Genomic DNA, 22,136 nt, shown 5'->3' with positions numbered 1-22,136 from the left:
GTCTAGGGAGCGCACCGGGGGTGCTTCCCCCCGGGGGCCTTCGGCGTGTCGCGAGATTTCAGTCCCAAACGGGCGCGGGACGGTCGACGAGCGTCTCGATCGTCGCCAGGTAGGACTCCCGGGAGACGACCTGGACACCGAGCGTCGCCAGGTGCTCCGTCTGCCACTGGGTGTCGATGAGCCACTCCGGGAGGACCGACATCCGATCGACCAGGGCGACCAGCGCCGCCTTGGAGGCGTCCGTGCGGCGATGGAACATCGATTCGCCTGCGAACAGGGATCCCAGGCCGAGTCCGTAGAGCCCGCCGACCAGCCGACCGTCCTCGTCGCGCGTCTCGACGCTGTGCGCGTAGCCCAGATCGTGCAGGCGCAGGTAGGCCGACCGGATCGACGCGGTGATCCACGACCCCGGGCGACTCGGGTCGGCACAGGCGTCGATCACGGCCTCGAAGTCGGTGTCGACGGTGAAGGTGAAGCCCCGCAGCGAGCGCCGCAACGACCGCGAGATCCTCAGGTCACCCGGCCGCAGCACCCCGCGTTCCAGGGGAGACCACCACAGCAGGAGGTCGCGGTCGGGCATCGGGAAGGCGCCGTGGCGGTACGCCTCGACGATGGTGGCGGGCTCCAGGTCGGCGCCGTACGCGATGCAGTCGTCCTGGGGCCAGTCGCGTGGATCGAACGTCCACGGCGAGGGTGGCAGGGGGACCGGCTTCATGCGTCCAGCATGGACGCCAAGTGATGCTCGACCGCATCGCCCCACTCGTCGATCTCGGCGCCGGTGGCCGTCACCAGGGCGCGGTGCCACGTCACCGCACGGTTCACCGCATGCGTGAGCGCCGAGGCCCGCCACAGCCGGTCGAACTCGGCGGGCTCGATCTCCCACGCCTCGGTCCACGCCGTCACGACCTCCGGCCACGGGACCGAGCCCTCGCCGGTGACCACGCCGTACGGGACCGACAGGATCTCGATCGCGTGCGCCCACATCCCGTCGCCGAGGTCGAAGAAGGCGATCCGCTCGTCCTCGTGCAGGTTGCCCGGGTGCAGGTCGCCGTGCTGCCACGTCGACGGCACCGACGACTCGGCCAGCTCCGCGCAGGCGTCGACCAGCTCGGAACGGCGTCCGCGGAGCTCGACGATCCGCTCCGGCGCCACCAGGGCACCGTGCCCAGCCGTCGCGTGCTCGTGGAGCTGCAACAGCCGGTCGAACCGGCCCACGACCGTCTCAGGGCCGGCGTCGGGAAGCCCCGTGGCCAGCAGCTCCGCACGGTGCGGCACCAGGGCGCGCTGCACCCGCGCCGCCTCGGCCAGCGCGAGCCGCCAGTCCTCCAACGTCGCGGTGCGCTGGTCCGCCAACGTCGGGCCGTGGTCGAGGGTGAGCATCCATCCACGGTCGCGCTCGACCGCCAGCGGGTGCTGCACCGAGCCGGGGACCAGACGCGCGAGCGCCTGCTGCAGCGCCGGCTCGAACGCCATCGACGGGCAGGCCGCCTTGAACCACACCACGCCCCGGTCGGTCGGCACCGTCAGCTGGGTCGACCACGGACGGATCCGGGGCTGCTCGATGGTGCCGGTGACGGCGATCGCGTGGTCGGCCAACGCCGCCCGGATCCACCCCTCCGCCTCCGTGCGCCACTGCGGTGTCGCCACCCGCGTGGAGAACGGCTCGTGCACCATGGGCCAACCCTAGGGGCGGCACGCCCCGCATCGCCCGCGGCGACGCGACCGAGGGGCGCATTCGCGCATCCTTCCTATGCTTGCGGCATGGGAATGATGAAGGACCGCATCGCCAAGGAGGCCGGCACGCGCGTCGTGCCCAGCGTGGCATCGGGATACGTCCGCGCGGTTCTGGACATGGCGATCGACGGAGTCGGGCCGCTGCGCCCCGTGATCGAGACCGCCGGGGCCAAGCTCGCCTCGCACGGCGGTGACGTCGAGAAGGCGGTCGCCTCCCTCGTGCGGTCGCACACCAGCCTGGCGGGCGTGCAGGGCTTCGTCACCAACATCGGCGGCATCGCCCTCGCCCCGGCCACCGTGCCCGCGAACGTCGTCGGAGTCACGATCGTGCAGTGCCACCTCGTCGCGAGCATCGCCCACCTGCGCGGCTACGACCTCGAGGATCCGCGCGTGCGCAACGCCGTCCTCGCGGTGATGCTCGGCGAGGACACCGTGGCCGAGATGGTCAAGAAGAAGCGGCTGCCGTCCTCGCCGATGGCCCTGGCCACGTCGCCCGTGCACGATCCGCTGCTCGACGACCGGATCGCCAAGGAGGTCACCGGGGAGTTGGTCGGCCGCACCATCGGTCGCCGGGCCCTGATGCTCGCCGGCAAGCGCATCCCGCTGCTCGGCGGGGCAGTCGGCGCCGGCGCCGACGGCTTCGGCACCTGGCAGGTCGGCCGCTACGCCCAGAGCGAGCTCAGGGACCGCCGCCTCAAGCGCAAGCGCTGAGCGCCTCTCCCCGAGCACGAGATTTGCTCCCTTTTCCACCTTTCAGAGTCTTTGAAAGGTGGAAAAGGGAGCAAATCTCGGGAGGGGGGCGGTCAGGCCAGGGCGCGCACGACCGCGGACGGGCTCTCGCGGCCGAGCGCCTTCGCCATCGTCACGCTGGCCTTGACCAGCGCGGCGAGGTCGACGCCGTGCTCGATCCCCAGACCGTCGAGCATCCAGACGAGGTCCTCGGTCGCGAGGTTGCCGGTCGCGCTCTCGGCGTAGGGGCAGCCGCCCAGGCCGCCGGCGGAGGCGTCGAACGTCGTGATCCCGCACCGCAGCGCGGCCAGGGCATTGGAGAGCGCCTGCCCGTAGGTGTCGTGGAAGTGCATCGCCAACCGGTCGACCGGCACCCCGGCATCGCCGAACTCCCGGACCAGCCGCGCGACATGGCCGGGGGTGCCGACACCGATCGTGTCGCCGAGGGACAGCTGGGACGCGCCGAGATCGAGCAGGCGCCGGCCCACGCGGACGACCTGGGCCGGGTCGACGGGTCCCTCCCACGGGTCACCGAAGCACATCGAGACGTACGCCCGGACGTCCACGCCCTCGGCGAGCGCGCGCCGGACGACCGGCTCGAACATCGCGAACTGCCCCTCGACCGAGCTGTTGAGGTTCCGCTCGGCGAACGTCTCGGTGGCGCTGGCGAAGATCGCGATGTGGCGCACGCCCGCTTCGAGGGCACGGTCGAGTCCTCGCTCGTTCGGCACCAGCACCGGGAGGGGGACGCGGCCCGAGACGGGCAGCCGGTCCACGACCTCGGCGGCGTCGGCGAGCTGGGGCACCCACTTCGGATGAACGAAGCTGGTCGCCTCGACGATCGGCAGGCCCGCCGCGACCAACTCCTGGATGAACGCGACCTTGACGTCGACAGGGACGATCGCGGACTCGTTCTGCAGGCCGTCGCGCGGACCGACCTCGTAGATCGTGACGCGGTCCGGAAGGGACGGGTCACGCTCGACCATCGGCAGTGCGGTCACGACTCCTCCAACGGCTCGACGTGGAACAGCAACTCACCCATCTTGACCTGACGACCCAGCGTGGCGACCTCGGTGACGACGCCGGCATGGGCGGCGGTCAGGGCGAGCTCCATCTTCATCGCCTCGACGGCACCGAGTCGCTGGCCGGCCTCGACCCGATCGCCCTGCGCGACGTCGACCGCGATGACGGTGCCGGGCATCGGGGCCGTGACCTCGGCGTCGCCGGCGTGCAGGACGCGTGGCCGCCGCGTGCCGTCGGGCCGCTCGAACACGTAGGTCTCGCCCTCGACAGCAACCCAGGCCCGTGCGCCGTCCGTGGTCGCCGGCAGCACGTGGTCGGACCAGGCGGTCACCTCGTGCCGGATGCCCTCCTCGTCGACGACGGGCATTCTCAGCGGCGCCGCGGGGCCCGCCGAGCGCCAGCCGTCGTCGGGCTCGGGCCACAGCAGCCGGGCCGCGACCGCCGCTGCGTGGGCGGGCACTGCGGGAGTGGTCAACAGCTCCTCGGGAGCCGTGTCCAGCCAGCCCGTGTCCATCACCGGCGTCGCGGAAGGTCGCGGAGTCCACGACCCGGCGCAGGAAGCCGACGTTGCTGCGGATGCCGAACACGGCCGTCATCTCGAGCGCCTCGACCATCGCGTCGACCGCCTCGGCGCGATCGTCGCCCGCCACGACGATCTTGGCGATCATCGGGTCGAACGACGACGTGACATCCGCGCCCTCGGCGTCGCCGATGACGGACTCGACGCGGGCGCCCGGCCACCAGACCTCGCGGATCCGGCCGGCCTGCGGCAGGAATCCCGCTGCCGGATCCTCGGCGTAGACGCGCACCTCGATCGCGTGACCGACCGCCGTGATCTCGTCCTGGGTCAGCGGCAGGGACTCGCCGGCCGCGACCGCGAGCTGCCAGTGCACGAGGTCCGTGGCGGTGACCTCCTCGGTCACGGGGTGCTCGACCTGGAGCCGGGTGTTCATCTCGAGGAAGAACGCCTCCTGGCCCATCACGAGGTACTCGACGGTGCCGGCGTTGACGTATCCGACCTCGCGGCACAGGGCCACGGCCGCCGAGCGGATCCGGTCGCGCACCCCGGGGTCGAGGTCGGGCGCGGGGGCCTCCTCGACGACCTTCTGGTGACGACGCTGCACCGAGCAGTCGCGATCGAGCAGGTGGACGATGTTCCCCTGCTCGTCGCCGAAGACCTGGACCTCGACGTGACGGCCGCCCTCGACGTACCGCTCGACCAGGAGGGTGTCGTCGCCGAAGGCCGCACGGGCCTCGCGCGCCGCCGTCGCGAGCGCCTCGGCCAGCTGCTCGGGGTGTCGCACGACGTGCATGCCCTTGCCTCCGCCGCCGGCCGCCGCCTTGACCAGGACCGGGTAGGCGTCCGCGGGGACGGCCTGCGGGTCGTACCGAGGCATGACCGGGACGCCGGCCCGCTCGGCGACCTCGCGCGCGCGGTCCTTGCGGCCCATCACCTCGATGACGTCGGCGCTGGGCCCGACGAACACCAGGCCGGCGTCGGTCACGGCGCGCGCGAATCCGGCGTTCTCGGACAGGAACCCGTACCCCGGGTGGATCGCCTCGGCCCCCGTGGACCGCGCGGCCTCGATGATGGCGGCCCCGTCGAGGTACGAGGGCACCTCGACGACGGCATCGGCCAGTGCGATGTGCGCGGTGTCACCGGGGACGTGGACCGCCACCGAGCGGATGCCCAGCTCGCGGCAGGCCCGCAGGACACGGGCGGCGATCTCGCCGCGGTTGGCGACGAGCACAGAGTGCAGAGCCATGTCACTCACATCCGGAAGATGCCGAAGTTCGGCGTGGGAAGGGGGGCGTGCGACGCGGCCGCGAGGCCGAGTGCCAGGACACGGCGGGTGTCGACCGGATCGATGATCCCGTCGTCCCACAACCGGGCGGTCGAGTAGTACGGCGAGCCCTGGGTCTCGTACTGGTCACGGATCGGCGCCTTGAACCGCTCCTCGGCCTCCGGGGACTCGAAGTCGCCGCGCACGGTCGCCAGCACCGAGGCCGCCTGCTCGCCGCCCATCACCGAGATCCGGGCATTGGGCCACATCCACAGGAATCGCGGGTCGTAGGCGCGGCCGCACATGCCGTAGTTGCCGGCGCCGAACGAGCCGCCGATGACGACGGTGAACTTCGGGACGACGCTGGACGCGACCGCCGTGACGAGCTTGGCGCCGTCCTTGGCGATGCCGCCGTTCTCGTACTCCTTGCCGACCATGAACCCCGTGATGTTCTGCAGGAAGACCAGCGGGATGCCGCGCTGGTTGGCCAGCTCGATGAAGTGCGCGCCCTTGAGCGCCGACTCGCTGAACAGGATCCCGTTGTTCGCCAGGATCGCGACGGGCCAGCCGTCGATGTGCGCGAACCCGCACACGAGCGTGTCGCCGTAGAGCGGTTTGAACTCGTGCAGTCGCGAGTCGTCGACGATCCGGCTGATGACCTCGCGCACGTCGTACGGCGTCCGCGAGTCGACCGGCACGACGTCGTAGAGACCCTCGGGGTCCTCGCGCGGCGGCAGGGCCTCGCGGCGGGTGATCGTCGGCTCCGCCGGTCGCGCGAACGTGTCGACGATCGAACGGACCAGCTGCAGGGCGTGGTCGTCGTCGTCGGCCAGGTGGTCGACGACGCCCGAGATCTTGGCGTGGACCTCGCCGCCGCCGAGGTCCTCGGCGGTGACGACCTCGCCCGTGGCCGCCTTCACCAACGGCGGGCCGCCGAGGAAGATCGTGCCCTGGTCCCGCACGATCACGGACTCGTCGCTCATCGCCGGCACGTAGGCGCCTCCGGCCGTGCACGAGCCCATGACGGCGGCGACCTGCGGGATCCCGCGGGCCGACATCTGAGCCTGGTGGAAGAAGATCCGGCCGAAGTCGTCGCGGTCGGGGAAGACCTCGTCCTGCATCGGCAAGAAGGCGCCGCCGGAGTCGACCAGGTACAGGCACGGCAGGTGGTTGTCGGCCGCGATCGTCTGCGCGCGCAGGTGCTTCTTGACCGTGAGCGGGTAGTACGTGCCGCCCTTGACCGTCGCGTCGTTGGCGACGATCACGCAGTCGCGGCCGGACACCCGGCCGATGCCCGTGATGATGCCGGCGCTGGGCACGGCGAACGGATCCTCCCCGTACATGTCGTACGCGGCCAGCGCGCCGATCTCCAGGAACGGCGAGCCGGGATCGAGCAACCGGTCGACCCGCTCCCGGGGCAGCAGCTTGCCGCGCGCGACGTGCCGGTCGCGTGCCTTCTCCGAACCGCCTCGCCGCGCGGTCGCCGTACGTTCCCTCAGCTCGGCGACGAGCTCTCGCATGTCCACGGCTCGAAGGTTAACACTCATTAACCTGTCCTTGCTATGCTCCTGTGGTGAGCCGTCGAGACCAGATCCTGGACACGGCCGCGGGCCTGTTCGCCGCGCGCGGTTACCACGGCGTCTCGGTCCACGACATCGGCGAGGCGTGCGGCATCTCCGGACCCGCGATCTACAAGCACTTCACCGGCAAGGAGGACCTCCTCGCCCAGTCGCTCACCTCGATCAGCGAGCAGCTGCTGGCAGGCGGCCGCCAGCGGCGGTCCGAGGCCACCGGGCCCGAGGCGGCACTGGACGCGCTGATCGCGTGGCACGTCGAGTTCGCCCTCACCCACCCGGCGCTGATCGTCGTCCAGGACCGCGAGTGGGCCAACCTCTCGATCGACGCCCAGCAGACGGTCCGCGAGCTGCAGTTGTCCTACATCGACGCCTGGGTCGACACCCTGCGTGAGCTGCGTCCGAACCTGGACCGCGCCACCGCACGCGCCGCGACCCAGGCGGTGTTCGGACTGATCAACTCGACCCCGCACTCGGCGCGCATCAGCCCGGAGGCGATGTCAGAGCTGCTGGTGTCGATGGCCCGAGCGGGCGTGCTCGCGACCGGAGTGTGACGGTCGCGACCGCCACCCCGACCATCATCACGACGCCGCCGACCCACTCCAGCGTGCTGGGCACCTCGTCGAGGGCGACCCAGGCCGACAGCACGCCCACCGGCGGCACGAGCAGGATGAACGGCACCACACTGGCCGCCGGATAGGTCGCCATCAGCCGGTTGAAGATCGTGTACCCGACCAGCGACGCCAGCACGACCGTGTAGAGGGTGCTGACCCACGCCCCGAGGCCGAACCGGCCGATCGCATCGGCCATCTCGGCCGGACCGTCGACCACCAGGGACACCGCCAGACAGGGCACCGGCACCACCAGCGCCGACCAGACCACGAGCGACAGCCCCGAGGACACCTTCGCGGCGCGGGCGATGACGTTGCCGATCGCCCACGACAGGGCCGCGCCCACCGTCACCAGCAACGGGACCAGCGGCGCGTCCTGGTGGAAGCCCCACGCCACGACGACGAGTCCGGCCGTCCCGATGACCGCGCCGAGACCCTGGCGCACGGAGGCCCGCTCGCCCAGCGCCACCGCGGCGATCACGATCGTGAAGATCACCTGGGCCTGCAGGACCAGGGCGGCGAGTCCGGCCGGCATCCCGATCGCCATGGCCAGGTACAGCAACCCGAACTGACCGAAGCTCATGAACAGGCCGATGCTGAAGACGACGCCGAACGGCGCCTGCGGCCGTGGCACGAAGAAGACCAGCGGGAGCGCCACGAGCGTGAACCGGATGGCGAGGAACAGGAACGGCGGGACGTCGGCCAGACCGACGTGGATGGCGACGAAGTTGCAGCCCCAGATCACCGCGACGAGGACGGCGAGCAGGCTGTCGCGGCGGGTCACCGATCCATGCTCGCACGCCACGACCGGGTCCGGCCCGGGCCCGGCCCGCCAACCTTCGTCATGATCGCGCCAGCGGCGGCGGGGTCACAGCGGCAGCGAGATCACCGGGGGGACGGGCCGGCCGGCCGCGAGCAGATCGAGCACGTCGCGCTCGTGGGGGACGGTCGGCTCGGGCAGGTCGTCGAGCGGGAACCAGCCCATCTCGGCGGCCTTGTCCGCCTCCTGCAGCCCTGCCTCGCCGCTCCAGCGGGTGACCTCGAAGATCGCGTCCAGCCGCTGCTCCACCTGGGGCCCGCCGCGCTCGAACCGGTGGAGGGCGGTCAGCGGGTGCAGATCGGCGGGATCGATCGTGACACCGGCCTCCTCGTACGCCTCGCGCACGGCCGCCTCGTGGACCGACTCGCCCGGATCGACGTGGCCGGCCAGGAGCGCCCAGTGGCCGTCGCGGTAGCCCGTGCCCTCCCGCAACTGCAGGAGGACCTCGTCGCCGCGCCGCAGGATCACGTAGGCGGCCGCGACGAGCAGGCTGCGCTCTCCGGCGTGGTCGTCGCTGGGGTAGTGCTCGGTCACGCGCCCAGTGTTCCAGCGCCGACGCTCACGGGCGACACCGCTGCGCGTAGAACTGCTCGAGCGACTGGTGGATCTCGTCGTCGAGCGGAAGCGTGAAGTAGCCGTACTCGAGCCCCGGCGTCCGCACCCAGGCGCCGAAACGGGATCCGACCTTGTCCTCCGCCACGATGTGGGGATCGCACCGGCCCATCACGACGTCGAGCGTGAGCCGCTGCGGGCGATCGAGGGGGAGCTCCACCTCCGCCGGCGTCCGAGGGCCGAAGGCGAACCGCAGCGTGGGTGCGAAGCCCAGCAGCACGGTGTCGTTCGGGCGCCGAGGAGTGAGGGTGATCCGGCTCGACCACGTGCCGCCCCGGACCTGCGGTGCGCCGACGGTCATCGTGACCGCCTCGTCGAACGCCTGCTCACCGCAGTCGCCGTCGACGAGGTCACGCAGCACGCCGTAGGGGTCCTCGACCGGCAGCACCGATCGCCGTTCCTCGTCCCCGAACCGGTACGTGAGGTCGGCCGAGGCCGTCAGTCCCTCCCCCTCGGGACACGTGCCGGTCGGCGGGTCCACGTCGAGTCCGGTGCCCGACCCCGCCCCGACCTCGTCGCTGCCGCTCCACCGGACGGGCTCGGACCACCGGTTGGAGGTGAGCCGCATCGACGTCAGCTCGAGCCGTCGGTCGGTGTCGTTCGAGACGGCCACGGCGATCTCGCGCGTCAACCGCTTGCCGCGGTACTGCATGACCTCGGCCGTCAGCCCGTCAGGCGGGTCGGTGCGCTCGGGCTCCGTCGAGCAACCGGCAGCCAGCAGCATCACCCCGGCCAGTGCGATGCGCCCCCGCATGGGCCGAGTGTAAGCCCGATCAGCCGCGTCGCAGGGTCCGTCGCGAGACGAGGGCCGCGCCCAGCGCGACGAAGATCGCGGCACCGGCCGTGAACTGGACGCCCAGGTCGAACGCGGACGCGGCCGACGCCTCGATCCAGCCCTGCACCGGGTCTCCGAACTTCTCGGCGAACTGCATCGTGCTGCCGAGCGTCTCGAAGGCGTTCTCGTTCTCGCCGTACTGCGCGACCGACGGGATGGTCAGGTTCGACCGGAAGGTCGCGGTCAGCACGCTGCCGAGCACGGCCGTGCCGAGGACCGCGCCGATCTCGTACGCCGTCTCGGAGATCGCCGAGGCGGCACCGGCCTTCTGCGGCGGCACGCTGGACAGGATCAGGTCGTTCGTGATCGTCTCTGCCAGTCCGATCCCGATGCCCAAGATGGTGAAGGCCACCATCACCGAGACCACCGTCGGGTGCCCGGTGAACGCCGCGAGCGCGTAACCGCCGGCGGACAGGACGAAGCTCAGCGGCACGAGGGTGCGCGGCGGGATGTGCTCGACCACGCGCACGGCCGCGAAGCCGGCCACCATGGTGGCGACCGAGCCCGGGACGAGCACCAACGCCGACTCCATCGGCGACAGGCCCAGCACCAGCTGCAGCAACTGGGCACCGAAGAACAGGAAGCCGGCGAGCGCCATGAGGCTGAGCGCGTTGGCCGCGAGCGCCCCGCTGAACACGGGGTTGCGGAACAGCGTCAGGTCCAGCATCGGCGAGGAGCTGCGCTGCTGGCGGCGGACGAACAGCCACCCGGCCACGATGCCCAGCGCCAGCGACGCGAGGGTCGTGTCGTCCAGACCGTGGCCGGCGCCGTGCTTGATCGCGAAGACCAGCGGCACCATCGCGAGCAGCGACAGGACCACCGAGATCGGATCGAACGGGCCCGGCTGGGGATCGCGGGACTCCGGGATCGTCGCCAGGGCGAGCGGCACGAAGACGATGATCATCGGGACGTTCAGCAGGAAGACCGAGCCCCACCAGAAGTGCTCCAGCAGGTAGCCACCCACGACCGGGCCGAGCACGGCGCCGCCGGAGAACATCGAGGCCCAGGCGGCGATGGCCGTCCGGCGGTCGCGCGCGTCCTCGAAGATGTTGCGGATCAGCGACAGCGTCGAGGGCATCAGCGTCGCACCGAAGAACCCGAGCAACGCCCGGCCGGCGATCAGCATCTCGGGGGACGAGCTGAAGGCGGCGAGGGCCGACGCGCCACCGAATCCGACCGCGCCGATCACGAGCAGGCGACGGCGCCCGATCCGGTCGCCGAGGCTGCCCATCGCGATGAGCAGCCCCGCCAGCATCAGGGCGTAGATGTCGACGATCCACATCAGCTGGTTGCCGCCCGGGCGCAGCGACTGACTGATCTCCGGCAGGGCGAAGGACAGCACCGTGTTGTCCACCGACACGAGCAGGACAGGGATCATCAGCACGGCCAGCGCGGTCCATTCGCGGCGGCCGGCGCGCGTGGTGGAGGAGGTGAACGACGACATCAGAAGAACTATACCGTCCAGACGGTACAGTTCCAAAAGGACTGGTGTCACAGTCGTTTTCGTGACCGGGGTCACGGCTTCGGGCGTGTCGCCCCCGCCGCGAGCCGCACTCACTAGGCTGGGTGCATGGCCGAGGAACGCAGCACCCGCGACCGCGTCCTCGACGCCTTCGAGCGACTCCTGGTCAGCACCGGCAGCCGCGCGGCCACCCTCGACGCGGTGGCCGCCGAAGCCGGCGTGTCCAAGGGCGGACTGCTCTACCACTTCCACAGCCGCGAGGCGCTGGTCGACGGGATGGTCGAGCGGCTGCGCGAACAGGCGCGCGCGGACGTGGCGAAGATGCTGTCCGCACCCCAGGGGCCCGTCGAGTTCTACCTCGAGACCTCGGTCGACTCCGGCAGCGACTTCGATCGTGCCCTGATCGCCGCCTCACGCATCGCGCAGGAGAACGACGCCGGTGCCCGCACGGCCCTGGCCGAGATCCGCGAGGCCTGGTTCGACGTGCTGAACGAGCACCTCGGCGACGTCGCGCTCGCCCGCACGATCCAGTTGATCGGCGACGGCCTCTACTTCGACGACACCACCGGCCTGGCCCACCCGGACGCCCTGACCCACGTGCGCGAGGTGCTCAAGCGCCTGCCGTGACGCGACGGGTCAGGCGTCGCGCCAGACCGGGTCCAGCTCCTCGTACTCGAGTCGATCGAGCACCCCCAGATCCGGCGCCGCCACCTCGTAGGTGACCTGCTCGGCGCCGTACGACACCTCGATGACGTCGGTGCTGCGCCGCAACCGGTTCTCGAGCGCTCCGACCTCGGCGACCGGCGCCACGATCCGGGCGCGGCGCCACAGCACCCGCTCGCGCGTTCCGGCGACGTCGAGGACCGCGGCGGTGGCGTCGCCGTAGGCGCGCCCGAGACCGCCGGCCCCCAGCAGCGTGCCACCGAACCAGCGCGTCACCACGACCACCACGTCGCTGACCTCGCGACCCGAGACGACCTCGAGGATGGGCCGGCCCGCGGTGCCCGAGGGCTCGCCGTCGTCATTGCTCCGGCGCAGGGACCCGTCCGGGCCGATGACGAACGCGGTGCAGTGGTGACGGGCGTCGTGGTGGGTGGCACGGACCTCCGCGATCAGCGAGCGCGCGGAGGCCTCGTCCTCGACCCGGCCGGCCCGCGCCAGGAAACGCGACCGGAGCACGACGATCTCGGCCTCGGCGGTGCCGCCGAGCGGTCGATCGATCGTGCGGTAGGCCGCCACCTCAGTTCTTGCGCAGTTCCAAGAAGATCGAGGGACCGAAGTCGCTGGCGGCCAGCGGCTTCTGCAGGACGCGCTCGACGGCCACGAGGACCTTCGTCGGCACGATCCGCTTGAGCTTCTGGCTGCGCAGGTTCGAGACCGAGAGCTTGCGCTGCAGAGTCAGGCCCGCAGCGGCCAACTGGCTCACGACCGTGTCGATGTTGTGGTTGACGAACGCGATCGCGTCGGGCTCGTCGGCCGCGACAGTGCGGATGCTGACGGGCTCCTTCGGCAGCGCCTTGCCGGCCTTCTTGAAGGCGCGACGGTTCTTGAAGTGGCCGTAGTTGGCGACCTCGATGATCGCGGTGCCGCCGGGCGCGAGGACGCGGGCGATCTCGGCGAACTCGTCAGTGGGCTCGGGGATGTGGTGCATGACGCGGACCATCGTGATGAGGTCCAGCTCGCCGTCGTCGAACTTCAGGGCGTCGGCCTGCTGACGCTCGCGGATGACATCGGTGCCGGCGAGGAACTTCTCGGCGGCATCGAGCTGCGTCTGGCTGGGCTCGGCGAGCGTGACCCGGTCGGCGTACTCGCGCAGCAACAGCGCGAGGCGGCCGAAGCCACCGCCGACGTCGGCGGCCTTGGCGAAGTGGCGGCCCCGCAACAGACGGCGAATCGCCACCTGCTCGGCGGCGTTCTCGTAGTCGCGGTTGTTCCAGTACTGGGTGTAGTCGTAACCCCGGTCGTACTGGTCGGCGACCTTCTTGCTCGGCTTGTCCTCGTTCACCGGGCAACCCTAACAATCACAGGCTGACGAGAGCACCGACGCACGGGCTCAGCCGAAGGTGCGCGGGCCGAACTCCGGCTCGGTCTTGGCCATGCCGGCCTTGCGGGCGATGGCGGTGTTGGGCGACTTGAACATCGCACGCTGCAGCTTGCGCTCCAGCGAGAACGCCCGGCGGGGCTGCGCGCGACGCGTCTCGTTGAGCAATCGCTTGGACGCCGCGACCGAGTCCGGCGAGCGCGCCAGGAGCTGGTCGACCAGCTCGAGAGCCGGCTTGAGCGGGTCCTCGGCGACCCCCGAGGCGATGCCGTACTCGACGGCCTTCTCGCCGGAGAAGATCTCGCCGGTCATCACGAGGCGCTTGGCCAGGTCGGCGCCGACCAACTCGGACAGGGCGACGGTGCCGCTCATGTCCGGAACCAGGCCCCACTTCGCCTCGAGGATCGACCACTGGCAGTCCGGCGACGTGAACCGGAAGTCCGCGGCCAGCGCGAGCTGGATGCCGCCGCCGAACACGTGACCGCGGGTGACGGCGATGACCGGGACCGAGAGCCGGCGCCAGGCCCACAAGGGCTCCTGGAACCGGTTCGTCCCCTTGAACGGGTTCGGCAGGAAGTAACGCGTGACGCGCTTCTTGTCGCCCATCACCGAGCCGAAGTCCAGACCGGCGCAGAACGACGGTCCGCGACCCTCGAGCAGGACCACGCGAACGTTGGGATCGGCCTCGATCCGGTCCGCCGCCTCCATCAGCCCGTCGAGCACGTCGAACGTGATCCCGTTCAACTTGTCGGGGCGGTTCAGCCAGACGTGGGCGATGGGCCCTTCGATCTCGGTGACGACATGGGGTTCGGCCATGGCATCAGGGTAGGGGCTGGCTCAGCGCCTCATGCAACTGCGCCGCGGCCTGGGACAACGAGTGCGAGGTGGCCATGCCGTCGGGCCATCCGGTGCCGCCCAGGAGCAGGCGCGTGCTCCGGCCCAGGGACTCCAGCCGGACCAGGTCCTCCTCGGACGGCCCGACGTAGGAGGCCCACAGGAACACGGCCGCGGGACTGCTGCTCGTGACGAACGCCTCGAGCGACTCGATCGGCAGGCGTGCGCCCAGCTCGGTCCAGGGATGACCACGCTTGGCCAGCGCCGCGCCGAGGGCGACGATGGGCAGCTTGTGCTGCTCCTCCTCGATGCACGCCAGGACGACCCGGGACGGGCCCCGGGTGGGGTGCTCGTGCGCCGCGGCCCTCAGCGCGCTCAGGATGCCGGCGGTCACGAGATGCTCGGACGCGACGCCCAGCCGGCCGTCCGCCCACTGCACGCCGACCTCGATCATCGCCGGGGCGATCACCTCGTCCCAGGCCTCCTCGATGCCGAAGCGCGCGATGGCGTTCTCAGCGACCGACTGGACCTTGGCCGCGTCGAACTCCTTCGTGCCGGCGAGAATCTCGAAGACCGCCTGTTCGTGGCCGGAGGCACGTAGTCCTTCCGGGCCGGACCCGACGATGGCCGCGAGCTCGTGCGGCGCCAGTCGCTTGACCCGGTCGGCCGCGTCGTGGGCCGAGAGTCCGTCCTCGATGAACCGGGCCATCGTGGCCACCCGGTCGGCGTCGATGATCGTGTAGCGCCGGTGGCCGCCCGTCGTACGGAACGTGGGCCCCACGCCGTATCGACGCTCCCACGTGCGAAGCGTCGGGGCGGCGATTCCCAGCATTTCGGAGAGCGCGCCCACGGTCCACCGGCGGTGCATGGGTCAGATCCTAAAACTTATTCAAGCTACTTGCCAAGTGAATAGATTGACTAGTACGGTCGGACTACTTGACCGGGTTGTGCACCCAGCCCGGGTCAAATCCTCACCCTTGGGGAAGGGGCAGGTTTCATGGTTAACATCAAGCGACTTCCGTCGCCGATCATCGAGTCCTACGAATGGCAGTGGGATGGCGCCTGCATGGGCGTCGATTCCTCGGTCTTCTTCTCACCCGAAGCCGAACGCGGCATGAAGCGTCACCGTCGCGAAGAGTCCGCCAAGGCGGTCTGTGCCACGTGTCCGGTCATCGACCGGTGCCGCGAGCACGCGCTCGCCGTCCAGGAGCCGTACGGCGTCTGGGGCGGACTCACCGAGTCCGAACGCGCCGAGATCCTGGCCGGCCGCGTGTCGGCCGCGGTCTGATGGCCGGCTCGAAGCAGGGCAAGGCCAGCACGTCGGCCAAGATCCTGTACCAGCCGATCGGACTGATCTCCTCGATCGTCGCGGGGGTCATCGCCACCGCGATCTTCAAGCAGATCTGGAAACGGGCCAGTCCGAACAGCACCGGGGACGCCCCCGGGCCGACCCAGTCGGAGTTCCCGCTCAAGGAGATCGTGCTGGCCGCGGTCGTCCAGGGCGCGATCTTCTCCGGCATCCGGGCGATCGTCCAGCGTCAGGGAGCCAAGGCGTTCGCCAAGGCGACCGGCGAGTGGCCCGGCGACTGAGCGCTTCTCGCGCTCGGAACGTCGGCTCAACGTAGAGACGACGTCATAAGAACAGCAACGCCGATGGCCCCGAGGTCTTCCTCGGGGCCATCGGCGTTCCCGGTTCAGATCGGGGCGTACAGCGCCGCCGGTGCGCCCGTGACGGTGGCCCAGTAGCGGTCGCCGAAGGACCAGTGCCACCACTCGGGCGGATAGTTCACCAAACCCGCGCCCGACATCGCCGCGCCCAAGACGTCGCGCAGCCGGTGCGCCTCGGCGGGGACGTTCGTCGCCGCCGTGAAGCAGGCCTCGTCGCTCTCGTCGGGCGTGGCGTTCACCCGCGTGCCCAGATCGAGCTCGCGTCCGTCCACCGCCAGCGTGAGGTCCACCGCCGCGCCGCACGGGTGCGGCGCCACGCCCGGGGGCGAGATGTGCTGGCTCGCCTCGATCGCCACCTGCTCGGCATTGCGGCCAGGACGCGTCGCCGCGAGCTCCGCGCAGTGCTCGTCGAAGTACCGCTGCTGCAGGGCGGCCGGTCGATGGCACTCGACAACCAGCAGCGAGAAGCCCTCGGGCAGGAGTTGCTGGGCGCGGACCAGGCGCCGGCCCACTCCCTCACGCACCCGCGCCCACGACCCCTGCGGGTCCGCCTTGCGGTGATCGAGGGCCAGTCCGAGCTCACGGACGTCGACCAGCGGCTCGCCGAGGTCGTGCACCGGGACGGCCGCGACGGATGGATCGGACAACAGGAGCATCTGACGATGCTACGGGCGCACGCGGTCGTCACCGGGGAACGAGAAAGGGCCGGATCCCGTGGGATCCGGCCCTTGTCACTGTGCGCGAGGGGGGATTTGAACCCCCACGCCCTTGCGGACACTGGCACCTGAAGCCAGCGCGTCTACCATTCCGCCACTCGCGCATGGTCCGGATAACCGAACCGACGTCAGAGTCTAACAGGCACTCACCGCACCACGAACGCGGTGGGTCACCCAGCGATCCGTGGACCCACTGTGCGGCGGGTCGCAGGCGCGAACGACCCCGATGTGGTCGGGTGTCGATACGATCAACAGGACCAGACGTCGCCGTCGTTCGCATGCCCAGGAGGTGAGCACCCGTGGCCGGAGTACTGCAGCGCTTCGAGAAGCGCCTCGAAGGTGCGGTCACCGGGGCCTTCGCGCGCGCCTTCCGCAGCGCCGTCCAGCCGGTCGAGATCGCCGCGGCCCTGCAGCGCGAGGTCGACCAGAACGCCACGATCATCAGCCGCGAGCGCAGGCTCGTGCCCAACGACTTCACCGTCGAACTCTCGCCGGCCGACCACGAGCGCCTCGCGCCGTACGGGGCGACGCTCTCGAGCGAGCTGGCGACGCTGCTCAAGGAGCACATCGCCGAGCAGCACTACACCGCCGCCGGGCCGCTCCACATCGAGTTCGCCCTCGACGAGGATCTGCACACCGGCCGGTTCACGATCGTCAGCGCCTCCAACGCGTCCGTCACCCCGGTGCGCGGCGAGCCGATCACCGACACCGCGGTACGCCGCGCCAAGGTCGTCCTCGACATCGGAGGCCTGCGTCACCCGGTGAATCCGCCCGGCATCACGATCGGGCGGGGCTCCAGCGCCGACCTCAAGATCGACGACCCGGGCATCAGCCGGAACCACGCCGAGATCTCGTTCCTCGGCTCGGGCGTCGAGATCCGCGACCTCGGGTCGACCAACGGGGTCATCGTCGACGGACGCCGCGTGGACGCAGCATTCCTGCGCAACGGGTCCACCGTCCGGTTGGGCAACACGACGATCGCGGTCCAGATCAGCGAGGAGATCGGGTGACCGGGGACGCGGGGGGCCGATGAGCGAACTGACCCTCACCTTGATCAAGCTCGGCTTCCTGGCCGTGCTGTGGCTCTTCGTGCTCTCGGCCGTGTCCGTGATCCGCACCGACATCTTCGGCACCAAGGTCCAGACCCCCAAGCCGCCCAAGGGGCAGAAGCAGAAGCAGAAGCCGGTCAAGCCGGCCAAGGGCGGAACGCGCAACCGCCGCGCGCGGGGCGCCCCCAGCCAGCTCGTGATCGTCGACGGTCCCAATGCGGGCCAGAGCGTGCCGGTCGGCACCGAGCCGGTCCTGCTCGGCCGCGGCACCGACGCGGCGATCCGGCTCGACGACGACTACGTCTCCACCCGCCACGCCCGGTTCGCCACCAACGGCGAGCAGTGGTTCGTCGAGGACCTCGGGTCGACCAACGGCACGTACATCGGCAGCCAGCGCGTGACCACTCCAGAGCCTGTCGCCATCGGCACCGCGGTCCGGTTGGGGAAGACGATCGTGGAGTTGCGCAAGTAGATGGCGTCCCTGACCTACCGCTACGTGGCGCTCACCGACGTCGGTCTGCGCCGTTCGAACAATCAGGATTCCGGTTACGCCAGCCCTCGGCTGCTGGTGATCGCCGACGGCATGGGCGGCGCCGCCGCCGGTGACCTGGCCTCCTCGGCCGCCCTGGCCGAGATCCGCCAGATCGACCGCGACCTCGATCCCGAGGAGGACGGCGACGCGCTCGAGGCGATGCGCACCGCCGTCGCCCACGCCAACCACCGCCTCGCCGAGCTGATCCGTGACGACCCCGCCGTCGAGGGGATGGGCACGACCCTCGAGGCGATGCTCTGGGACGGCGAGAAGCTGGCCGTGGCCCACATCGGCGACTCGCGGGCCTACCGCCTGCGCCAGGGCCGCCTGAGCCAGCTCAGCATCGACCACACCTTCGTGCAGAGCCTCGTCGACGAAGGGCGCATCACCGCCGAGGAGGCGCGCGTCCACCCGCACCGCTCGCTGCTGCTCAAGGCGATCCTGGGCCGCGACGACTTCGAGCCGGACTTCACGTGGTTGCAGCCCTCGGCCGGTGACCGGTACCTGCTGTGCAGCGACGGCCTGACCGACATGGTCGACGACGAGACGATCGAGCGGACGATGAAGCTCGAGACGATCGACGTCGCCGCCACCGAGCTGATCCGGCTCGCGCTCGAGTCCGGGGGGTACGACAACGTCACCGTCGTCATCGCCGAGTTCGTGTCGGCCGACGAGCCCGAGGACGAGGACCTCGTCTGCGCCGACGGTCAGCCCCAGATCGTGGGCGCGGCGACGAACCAGGCACGCGGTCGCACCGGTTCGGTCCGGGCCGCCACCTCGCCGACCTCGAGCCTCACCGCCGACTCCGGTGCGGTCGAAGCCGACCCCGAGGAGCTGCGCTACGCGCCCCGTCCCGTCCCGCGGCGACGCTGGGTGCGCTGGGCCCTGGTCGCCGTCGTCATCGTCGGCCTGCTCGGCGGTGCGGGCGCGTACGCCTACGACTGGTCCCAGCGTCAGTACTTCGTCGCCTCCCAGGACGGTCAGGTGGCGATCTTCCGAGGTGTGGACCTCTCGGTTCCCGGAGTCACCCTGGCGCACCTCGACGAGGTCACGCAGATCGAGATCGACACCCTGCCGGCCTATCAGCGCGACCGGGTCGCGGCGGGCATCACCGCCGCCGACCACGACGAGGCCAAGCGCATCGTCACCAACCTGAGCATCCAGGCCGTCGAGCCGACGCCGACCCCGACGCCCACGCCCTCACCCGCGCCGCGCCGCACCCGCGCGACGCCCGAGCCGACGGAGACCCCGTGAGTGCCGCGGGCGCGACCCCGGCCTGGATCCCCCGCAAGCGCCGCACCGCCGAACTGGGACTGCTGCTGCTCGCGATCGCGATCGGCATCGGCTCCTACGCGGCGGTGGGTCTGGGCATCGACGGCACGGTCCCCTCGGGCATCTACACGGTCGGAGGCGTCTACGCCCTCGTTGCGCTCGGCGCCCACCTGGCGGTCCGCCGGTTCGCCGGGTACGCCGACCCCGTGCTGCTTCCCCTGGTCGTGTGTCTCAACGGCATCGGCCTGGTCATGATCTACCGCATCGACCTGGGCCTGGACTCGATCGGCTCTCCGTTCGGTCCGTTCGCGCAGGGCCAGCTGCGCTGGACGATCCTGGGCGTGCTCATGTTCGTCGCGGTCCTGGTGCTGATCCGTGACCACCGCTGGCTGCAGCAGTACACCTACACCTTCGGGCTCGCCGCGATCGCCCTGCTGATCCTGCCGATCCTGCCGGTCATCGGCAGCGCCAAGCGCGGCGCCCAGATCTGGATCCAGCTGGGCCCCTTCAGCTTCCAGCCCGCCGAGGCGGCCAAGATCGCCCTCGCGATCTTCTTCGCCGGCTACCTGGTCGCCAAGCGTGATGCGCTCGCCCTGGCCGGCCGCCGGATCCTCGGCGTCGACCTGCCGCGCGGACGCGACCTCGGCCCGATCCTGCTCGGCTGGCTGATCAGCGTCGGCATCCTGGTCTTCCAGCGCGACCTCGGCTCGTCGCTGTTGTTCTTCGGCCTGTTCGTCGTGATGCTCTACGTCGCCACCGAGCGTCCGGGGTGGCTCGTCGTCGGCACCGGCCTGTTCGCCGTGGGCGCCTGGTTCGGCTACCTCGCATTCGGGCACGTCCGCGCCCGCTTCGACGCCTGGCTCGATCCGTGGAGCGACCCTGACCAGAACTACCAGATCATCACCGCGCTCTACGGGCTCGGCCACGGCGGCCTGCTCGGCCGCGGCTGGGGTCAGGGCAGCCCCGAGCTGACGCCGTTCGGGTTCTCCGACTTCATCTTGTCGTCGATCGGCGAGGAGCTCGGCCTGGCCGGGCTCATGGCCGTGATCATGGTCTACGGGCTCATCGTCGAGCGAGGCCTGCGCATCGCGCTGACCTGCCGCGACGCCTTCGGCAAGCTGCTGGCGGTCGGCCTGTCGGTCTCGTTCGCGCTGCAGGTGTTCGTCGTCGCCGGCGGCGTCACCCGGCTGATCCCGCTGACCGGCCTCACGGCGCCGTTCCTGGCCGCCGGCGGCTCGTCGATCATCATGAACTGGATCATCGTCGCGTTGCTGCTGCGCATCAGCGACCAGACCCGTCGGCCCGCGCCCGAGGCGACCCCCATCAGCGGCGACGAGGCCACCCAGGTGGTGAAGCTGTCGTGAACAAGCCCATCCGCGCCATGGCCGTCGTCTGCCTGCTGATGTTCATGGGACTGCTCCTCAACGCGAACTACGTCCAATTCGTGCAGGCCGACGACCTCAACGAGAAGCCCGGCAACCGTCGGGTCATCGACGAGGAGTTCAGCCGCGAGCGCGGCGCCATCATCGTCGACGGCGAGCCGATCGCCCAGTCGGTCCCGGTCAAGGACCGGTGGCAGTTCCAGCGCAAGTACACCGACCCGAAGCTCTACGCGCCGGTGACGGGCTACTTCTCGTACCAGTACGGCCAGGCGGGCATCGAGCGCTCGTACAACTCGATCCTGTCCGGCAGCGACGACCGCCTGTTCGTCAACCGGGTCATCGACCTCATCGGCAACGACCAGCCGCAGGGCGGCAGCGTCGAGCTGACCCTGGACGCGGCCGCCCAGAAGGCCGCGTTCGAAGGGCTGGCCGACCTCGGCGAGGAGACCCGCGGCGCGGTCGTGGCGCTCAACCCGCAGACCGGTGCGGTCCTGGCGATGGTCAGCCAGCCCACCTACAACCCCAACCAGCTGGCCAGCCACGACGCCGACAAGGTGATGCGGACGATGCAGCGGCTGGAGAAGGACAAGACGCAGCCGCTGACCAACCGCTCCACCCAGACCACCCTGCCGCCGGGATCGACGTTCAAGATCGTCACGTCGGCGGCCGCGATCGAGGACCTCGGCCTCTCCGCGGACGACGACGTGCGCGGCGGAGCGACGTTGGGCTTCCCCGGCATCGGCTACAAGCTCACCAACCAGGGCGGCAGCAGCTGCGGCGGCAACCCGATCAGCTTCGAGCGTGCGCTCCAGGTGTCGTGCAACGTGTCCTTCGGCTGGCTCGCCGGCAAGGTCGGCCAGGAGAAGATGGCCGACCAGGCCGCGAAGTTCGGCTTCGGCGAGCGGCCCATCGAGGACCTCCCCTCGGCCGCCAGCCGCTTCACCGCCGATCCCGACACCAAGCTCGAGCCGCCGCAGCTCGCGCAGTCCGGCATCGGCCAGTTCGAGGTCGCGGCCACGCCGCTGCAGATGGCCATGGTGTCGGCCGCGGTCGCCAACGACGGCGTCCTGATGAAGCCGCACCTGGTCCGCACCGTGCGGGCGCCCAACCTCTCGATCCTCGAGCAGCCCGAGCCGCAGGAGCTCGGGCGCCCGATGTCGGCGGGCGACGCCCGCGAGCTCAGCGACATGATGGTCTCCGTCGTCGACCAGGGCACCGGCAGCCCCGCCGCGATCCCCGGCATCGACGTCGGCGGCAAGACCGGAACCGCCGAGTCCGCACCCGACCGACCCCCGTACGCGTGGTTCATCGGCTTCGCACCGGCCGACGATCCCCAGGTCGCCGTCGCCGTGTTGGTCGAGTCCGCGCAGAACACCAGTGACATCGCCGGAGGCCGCCTGGGCGGCCGATCGCCCGTGCCGTGATGGAGGCAGTGCTCCGATGAACCTCATCCACCCT

General features: G+C 70.6%; 24 protein-coding genes, 1 tRNA gene and 1 pseudogene. 10 read left to right on the top strand and 16 right to left on the bottom strand.

Features of this window, described 5'->3' with window-relative positions; genetic code table 11:
- Positions 1-58 precede the first annotated feature (58 nt).
- Both aat and H9L21_RS00375 read right to left on the bottom strand, forming a co-directional pair.
- Positions 59-715: a leucyl/phenylalanyl-tRNA--protein transferase gene (aat, locus tag H9L21_RS00380; protein WP_154597224.1), complete on the bottom strand. Its 657-nt coding sequence runs from the start codon at positions 713-715 to the stop codon at positions 59-61.
- On the bottom strand, positions 712-1,674 hold the full coding sequence (locus H9L21_RS00375) for a phosphotransferase (RefSeq protein ID WP_154597225.1): 963 nt from the start codon (positions 1,672-1,674) through the stop codon (positions 712-714). Before H9L21_RS00375 ends, aat begins: the two co-directional genes overlap by 4 nt.
- 87 nt (positions 1,675-1,761) lie before the next feature.
- On the opposite strand from H9L21_RS00375, the gene H9L21_RS00370 reads away from it, so the two are divergent.
- Positions 1,762-2,445, top strand: a complete 684-nt coding sequence (locus H9L21_RS00370) for an EcsC family protein (RefSeq protein WP_154597226.1) — start codon at positions 1,762-1,764, stop codon at positions 2,443-2,445.
- A 92-nt stretch (positions 2,446-2,537) separates the two neighbouring features.
- Here the strand turns inward: H9L21_RS00370 and H9L21_RS00365 are convergent, their stop codons facing one another.
- The 4 genes and pseudogenes from H9L21_RS00365 to H9L21_RS00355 form a co-directional block, all read right to left on the bottom strand.
- A complete protein-coding gene (locus H9L21_RS00365) occupies positions 2,538-3,464 on the bottom strand; it encodes a hydroxymethylglutaryl-CoA lyase (protein WP_255467110.1) in 927 nt (308 codons plus the stop codon).
- A complete protein-coding gene (locus tag H9L21_RS15390) occupies positions 3,461-3,664 on the bottom strand; it encodes a biotin/lipoyl-containing protein (RefSeq protein WP_255467109.1) in 204 nt (67 codons plus the stop codon). Before H9L21_RS15390 ends, H9L21_RS00365 begins: the two co-directional genes overlap by 4 nt.
- Before the next feature lie 400 nt (positions 3,665-4,064).
- Positions 4,065-5,252 (bottom strand): annotated as a pseudogene (locus H9L21_RS00360) (ATP-binding protein); the annotation flags it as partial.
- Between the two features lie 5 nt (positions 5,253-5,257).
- A complete protein-coding gene (locus H9L21_RS00355) occupies positions 5,258-6,790 on the bottom strand; it encodes a carboxyl transferase domain-containing protein (RefSeq protein WP_187411925.1) in 1,533 nt (510 codons plus the stop codon).
- 53 nt (positions 6,791-6,843) lie between these two features.
- Here H9L21_RS00355 and H9L21_RS00350 point away from each other — a divergent pair, with 53 nt between their 5' ends.
- Positions 6,844-7,398 (top strand): TetR/AcrR family transcriptional regulator, encoded by a 555-nt coding sequence (locus H9L21_RS00350; protein ID WP_255467108.1) that lies wholly within the window; start codon positions 6,844-6,846, stop codon positions 7,396-7,398.
- On the opposite strand, the gene H9L21_RS00345 is transcribed toward H9L21_RS00350, so the two are convergent.
- The 4 genes from H9L21_RS00345 to H9L21_RS00330 all read right to left on the bottom strand — a co-directional run bounded on the left by H9L21_RS00345 (position 7,328) and on the right by H9L21_RS00330 (position 11,166).
- The gene (locus H9L21_RS00345) at positions 7,328-8,239 is read right to left on the bottom strand and encodes an EamA family transporter (RefSeq protein ID WP_187411643.1); all 912 of its coding nucleotides are present in this window, start codon (positions 8,237-8,239) and stop codon (positions 7,328-7,330) included. The genes H9L21_RS00350 and H9L21_RS00345 overlap by 71 nt on opposite strands.
- A gap of 84 nt (positions 8,240-8,323) precedes the next feature.
- Complete coding sequence (locus H9L21_RS00340) at positions 8,324-8,809, bottom strand: NUDIX hydrolase (protein ID WP_187411642.1); 486 nt, start codon at positions 8,807-8,809, stop codon at positions 8,324-8,326.
- A gap of 25 nt (positions 8,810-8,834) precedes the next feature.
- On the bottom strand, positions 8,835-9,641 hold the full coding sequence (locus H9L21_RS00335; RefSeq protein WP_154597229.1) for a hypothetical protein: 807 nt from the start codon (positions 9,639-9,641) through the stop codon (positions 8,835-8,837).
- A gap of 19 nt (positions 9,642-9,660) precedes the next feature.
- The gene (locus H9L21_RS00330; protein WP_154597230.1) at positions 9,661-11,166 is read right to left on the bottom strand and encodes an MFS transporter; all 1,506 of its coding nucleotides are present in this window, start codon (positions 11,164-11,166) and stop codon (positions 9,661-9,663) included.
- Between the two features lie 126 nt (positions 11,167-11,292).
- On the opposite strand from H9L21_RS00330, the gene H9L21_RS00325 reads away from it, so the two are divergent.
- The gene (locus H9L21_RS00325) at positions 11,293-11,811 is read left to right on the top strand and encodes a TetR/AcrR family transcriptional regulator (RefSeq protein WP_154597231.1); all 519 of its coding nucleotides are present in this window, start codon (positions 11,293-11,295) and stop codon (positions 11,809-11,811) included.
- Between the two features lie 9 nt (positions 11,812-11,820).
- Here H9L21_RS00325 and H9L21_RS00320 read toward each other — a convergent pair whose 3' ends face one another.
- From H9L21_RS00320 to H9L21_RS00305, 4 genes are read right to left on the bottom strand one after another with little or no spacing between them, the layout of a single operon-like run.
- Entirely contained in the window at positions 11,821-12,423 is a 603-nt protein-coding gene (locus H9L21_RS00320; RefSeq protein WP_187411641.1) for an IMPACT family protein, read from the bottom strand.
- 1 nt (position 12,424) lies between these two features.
- Positions 12,425-13,189 carry a class I SAM-dependent methyltransferase gene (locus tag H9L21_RS00315; RefSeq protein WP_154597232.1) on the bottom strand — a complete coding sequence of 255 codons (765 nt, stop codon included), beginning with the start codon at positions 13,187-13,189 and terminating at the stop codon, positions 12,425-12,427.
- 48 nt (positions 13,190-13,237) lie between these two features.
- Positions 13,238-14,041 carry a crotonase/enoyl-CoA hydratase family protein gene (locus tag H9L21_RS00310; RefSeq protein WP_154597233.1) on the bottom strand — a complete coding sequence of 268 codons (804 nt, stop codon included), beginning with the start codon at positions 14,039-14,041 and terminating at the stop codon, positions 13,238-13,240.
- Between the two features lie 4 nt (positions 14,042-14,045).
- Positions 14,046-14,927 (bottom strand): MerR family transcriptional regulator, encoded by an 882-nt coding sequence (locus H9L21_RS00305; RefSeq protein WP_154597234.1) that lies wholly within the window; start codon positions 14,925-14,927, stop codon positions 14,046-14,048.
- 129 nt (positions 14,928-15,056) lie between these two features.
- Here H9L21_RS00305 and H9L21_RS00300 point away from each other — a divergent pair, with 129 nt between their 5' ends.
- Both H9L21_RS00300 and H9L21_RS00295 read left to right on the top strand, forming a co-directional pair.
- Complete coding sequence (locus H9L21_RS00300; protein ID WP_154597235.1) at positions 15,057-15,347, top strand: WhiB family transcriptional regulator; 291 nt, start codon at positions 15,057-15,059, stop codon at positions 15,345-15,347.
- Positions 15,347-15,649, top strand: a complete 303-nt coding sequence (locus H9L21_RS00295) for a DUF4235 domain-containing protein (protein ID WP_154597236.1) — start codon at positions 15,347-15,349, stop codon at positions 15,647-15,649. Before H9L21_RS00300 ends, H9L21_RS00295 begins: the two co-directional genes overlap by 1 nt.
- Positions 15,650-15,753: 104 nt before the next feature.
- On the opposite strand, the gene H9L21_RS00290 is transcribed toward H9L21_RS00295, so the two are convergent.
- Entirely contained in the window at positions 15,754-16,383 is a 630-nt protein-coding gene (locus H9L21_RS00290) for a M15 family metallopeptidase (RefSeq protein WP_154597237.1), read from the bottom strand.
- A gap of 81 nt (positions 16,384-16,464) precedes the next feature.
- Positions 16,465-16,547 (bottom strand) — tRNA-Leu (locus H9L21_RS00285).
- Positions 16,548-16,742: 195 nt separating this feature from the next.
- Here H9L21_RS00285 and H9L21_RS00280 point away from each other — a divergent pair.
- Genes H9L21_RS00280 through H9L21_RS00260 form a run of 5 tightly spaced genes read left to right on the top strand, consistent with a single transcriptional unit; the run spans position 16,743 to position 22,102 of the window.
- Positions 16,743-17,453, top strand: a complete 711-nt coding sequence (locus H9L21_RS00280; protein WP_187411640.1) for an FHA domain-containing protein — start codon at positions 16,743-16,745, stop codon at positions 17,451-17,453.
- A gap of 19 nt (positions 17,454-17,472) precedes the next feature.
- A complete protein-coding gene (locus H9L21_RS00275) occupies positions 17,473-17,964 on the top strand; it encodes an FHA domain-containing protein FhaB/FipA (RefSeq protein WP_154597238.1) in 492 nt (163 codons plus the stop codon).
- Positions 17,965-19,278 carry a PP2C family protein-serine/threonine phosphatase gene (locus H9L21_RS00270; protein WP_154597239.1) on the top strand — a complete coding sequence of 438 codons (1,314 nt, stop codon included), beginning with the start codon at positions 17,965-17,967 and terminating at the stop codon, positions 19,276-19,278.
- On the top strand, positions 19,275-20,660 hold the full coding sequence (locus tag H9L21_RS00265) for an FtsW/RodA/SpoVE family cell cycle protein (RefSeq protein WP_187411639.1): 1,386 nt from the start codon (positions 19,275-19,277) through the stop codon (positions 20,658-20,660). The genes H9L21_RS00270 and H9L21_RS00265 overlap by 4 nt, the downstream gene beginning before the upstream one ends.
- Positions 20,657-22,102 (top strand): peptidoglycan D,D-transpeptidase FtsI family protein, encoded by a 1,446-nt coding sequence (locus H9L21_RS00260; RefSeq protein WP_255467106.1) that lies wholly within the window; start codon positions 20,657-20,659, stop codon positions 22,100-22,102. Before H9L21_RS00265 ends, H9L21_RS00260 begins: the two co-directional genes overlap by 4 nt.
- Positions 22,103-22,136: the final 34 nt, after the last annotated feature.

The organism is Aeromicrobium senzhongii (assembly GCF_014334735.1).
Lineage (GTDB): Bacteria > Actinomycetota > Actinomycetes > Propionibacteriales > Nocardioidaceae > Aeromicrobium > Aeromicrobium senzhongii.
This window is presented reverse-complemented; position numbering and strand designations above follow the sequence as displayed.

What these genes read in the sequence shown, in the direction of transcription:
- aat (WP_154597224.1), bottom strand. Translation starts at nt 715, where the DNA reads ATGAAGCCGGTCCCCCTGCCACCCTCGCCGTGGACGTTCGATCCACGC.
- H9L21_RS00375 (WP_154597225.1), bottom strand. Translation starts at nt 1,674, where the DNA reads ATGGTGCACGAGCCGTTCTCCACGCGGGTGGCGACACCGCAGTGGCGC.
- H9L21_RS00370 (WP_154597226.1), top strand. Translation starts at nt 1,762, where the DNA reads ATGGGAATGATGAAGGACCGCATCGCCAAGGAGGCCGGCACGCGCGTC.
- H9L21_RS15390 (WP_255467109.1), bottom strand. Translation starts at nt 3,664, where the DNA reads ATGCCCGGCACCGTCATCGCGGTCGACGTCGCGCAGGGCGATCGGGTC.
- H9L21_RS00355 (WP_187411925.1), bottom strand. Translation starts at nt 6,790, where the DNA reads ATGCGAGAGCTCGTCGCCGAGCTGAGGGAACGTACGGCGACCGCGCGG.
- H9L21_RS00335 (WP_154597229.1), bottom strand. Translation starts at nt 9,641, where the DNA reads ATGCGGGGGCGCATCGCACTGGCCGGGGTGATGCTGCTGGCTGCCGGT.
- H9L21_RS00330 (WP_154597230.1), bottom strand. Translation starts at nt 11,166, where the DNA reads ATGTCGTCGTTCACCTCCTCCACCACGCGCGCCGGCCGCCGCGAATGG.
- H9L21_RS00325 (WP_154597231.1), top strand. Translation starts at nt 11,293, where the DNA reads ATGGCCGAGGAACGCAGCACCCGCGACCGCGTCCTCGACGCCTTCGAG.
- H9L21_RS00310 (WP_154597233.1), bottom strand. Translation starts at nt 14,041, where the DNA reads ATGGCCGAACCCCATGTCGTCACCGAGATCGAAGGGCCCATCGCCCAC.
- H9L21_RS00305 (WP_154597234.1), bottom strand. Translation starts at nt 14,927, where the DNA reads ATGCACCGCCGGTGGACCGTGGGCGCGCTCTCCGAAATGCTGGGAATC.
- H9L21_RS00300 (WP_154597235.1), top strand. Translation starts at nt 15,057, where the DNA reads ATGGTTAACATCAAGCGACTTCCGTCGCCGATCATCGAGTCCTACGAA.
- H9L21_RS00295 (WP_154597236.1), top strand. Translation starts at nt 15,347, where the DNA reads ATGGCCGGCTCGAAGCAGGGCAAGGCCAGCACGTCGGCCAAGATCCTG.
- H9L21_RS00290 (WP_154597237.1), bottom strand. Translation starts at nt 16,383, where the DNA reads ATGCTCCTGTTGTCCGATCCATCCGTCGCGGCCGTCCCGGTGCACGAC.
- H9L21_RS00275 (WP_154597238.1), top strand. Translation starts at nt 17,473, where the DNA reads ATGAGCGAACTGACCCTCACCTTGATCAAGCTCGGCTTCCTGGCCGTG.
- H9L21_RS00270 (WP_154597239.1), top strand. Translation starts at nt 17,965, where the DNA reads ATGGCGTCCCTGACCTACCGCTACGTGGCGCTCACCGACGTCGGTCTG.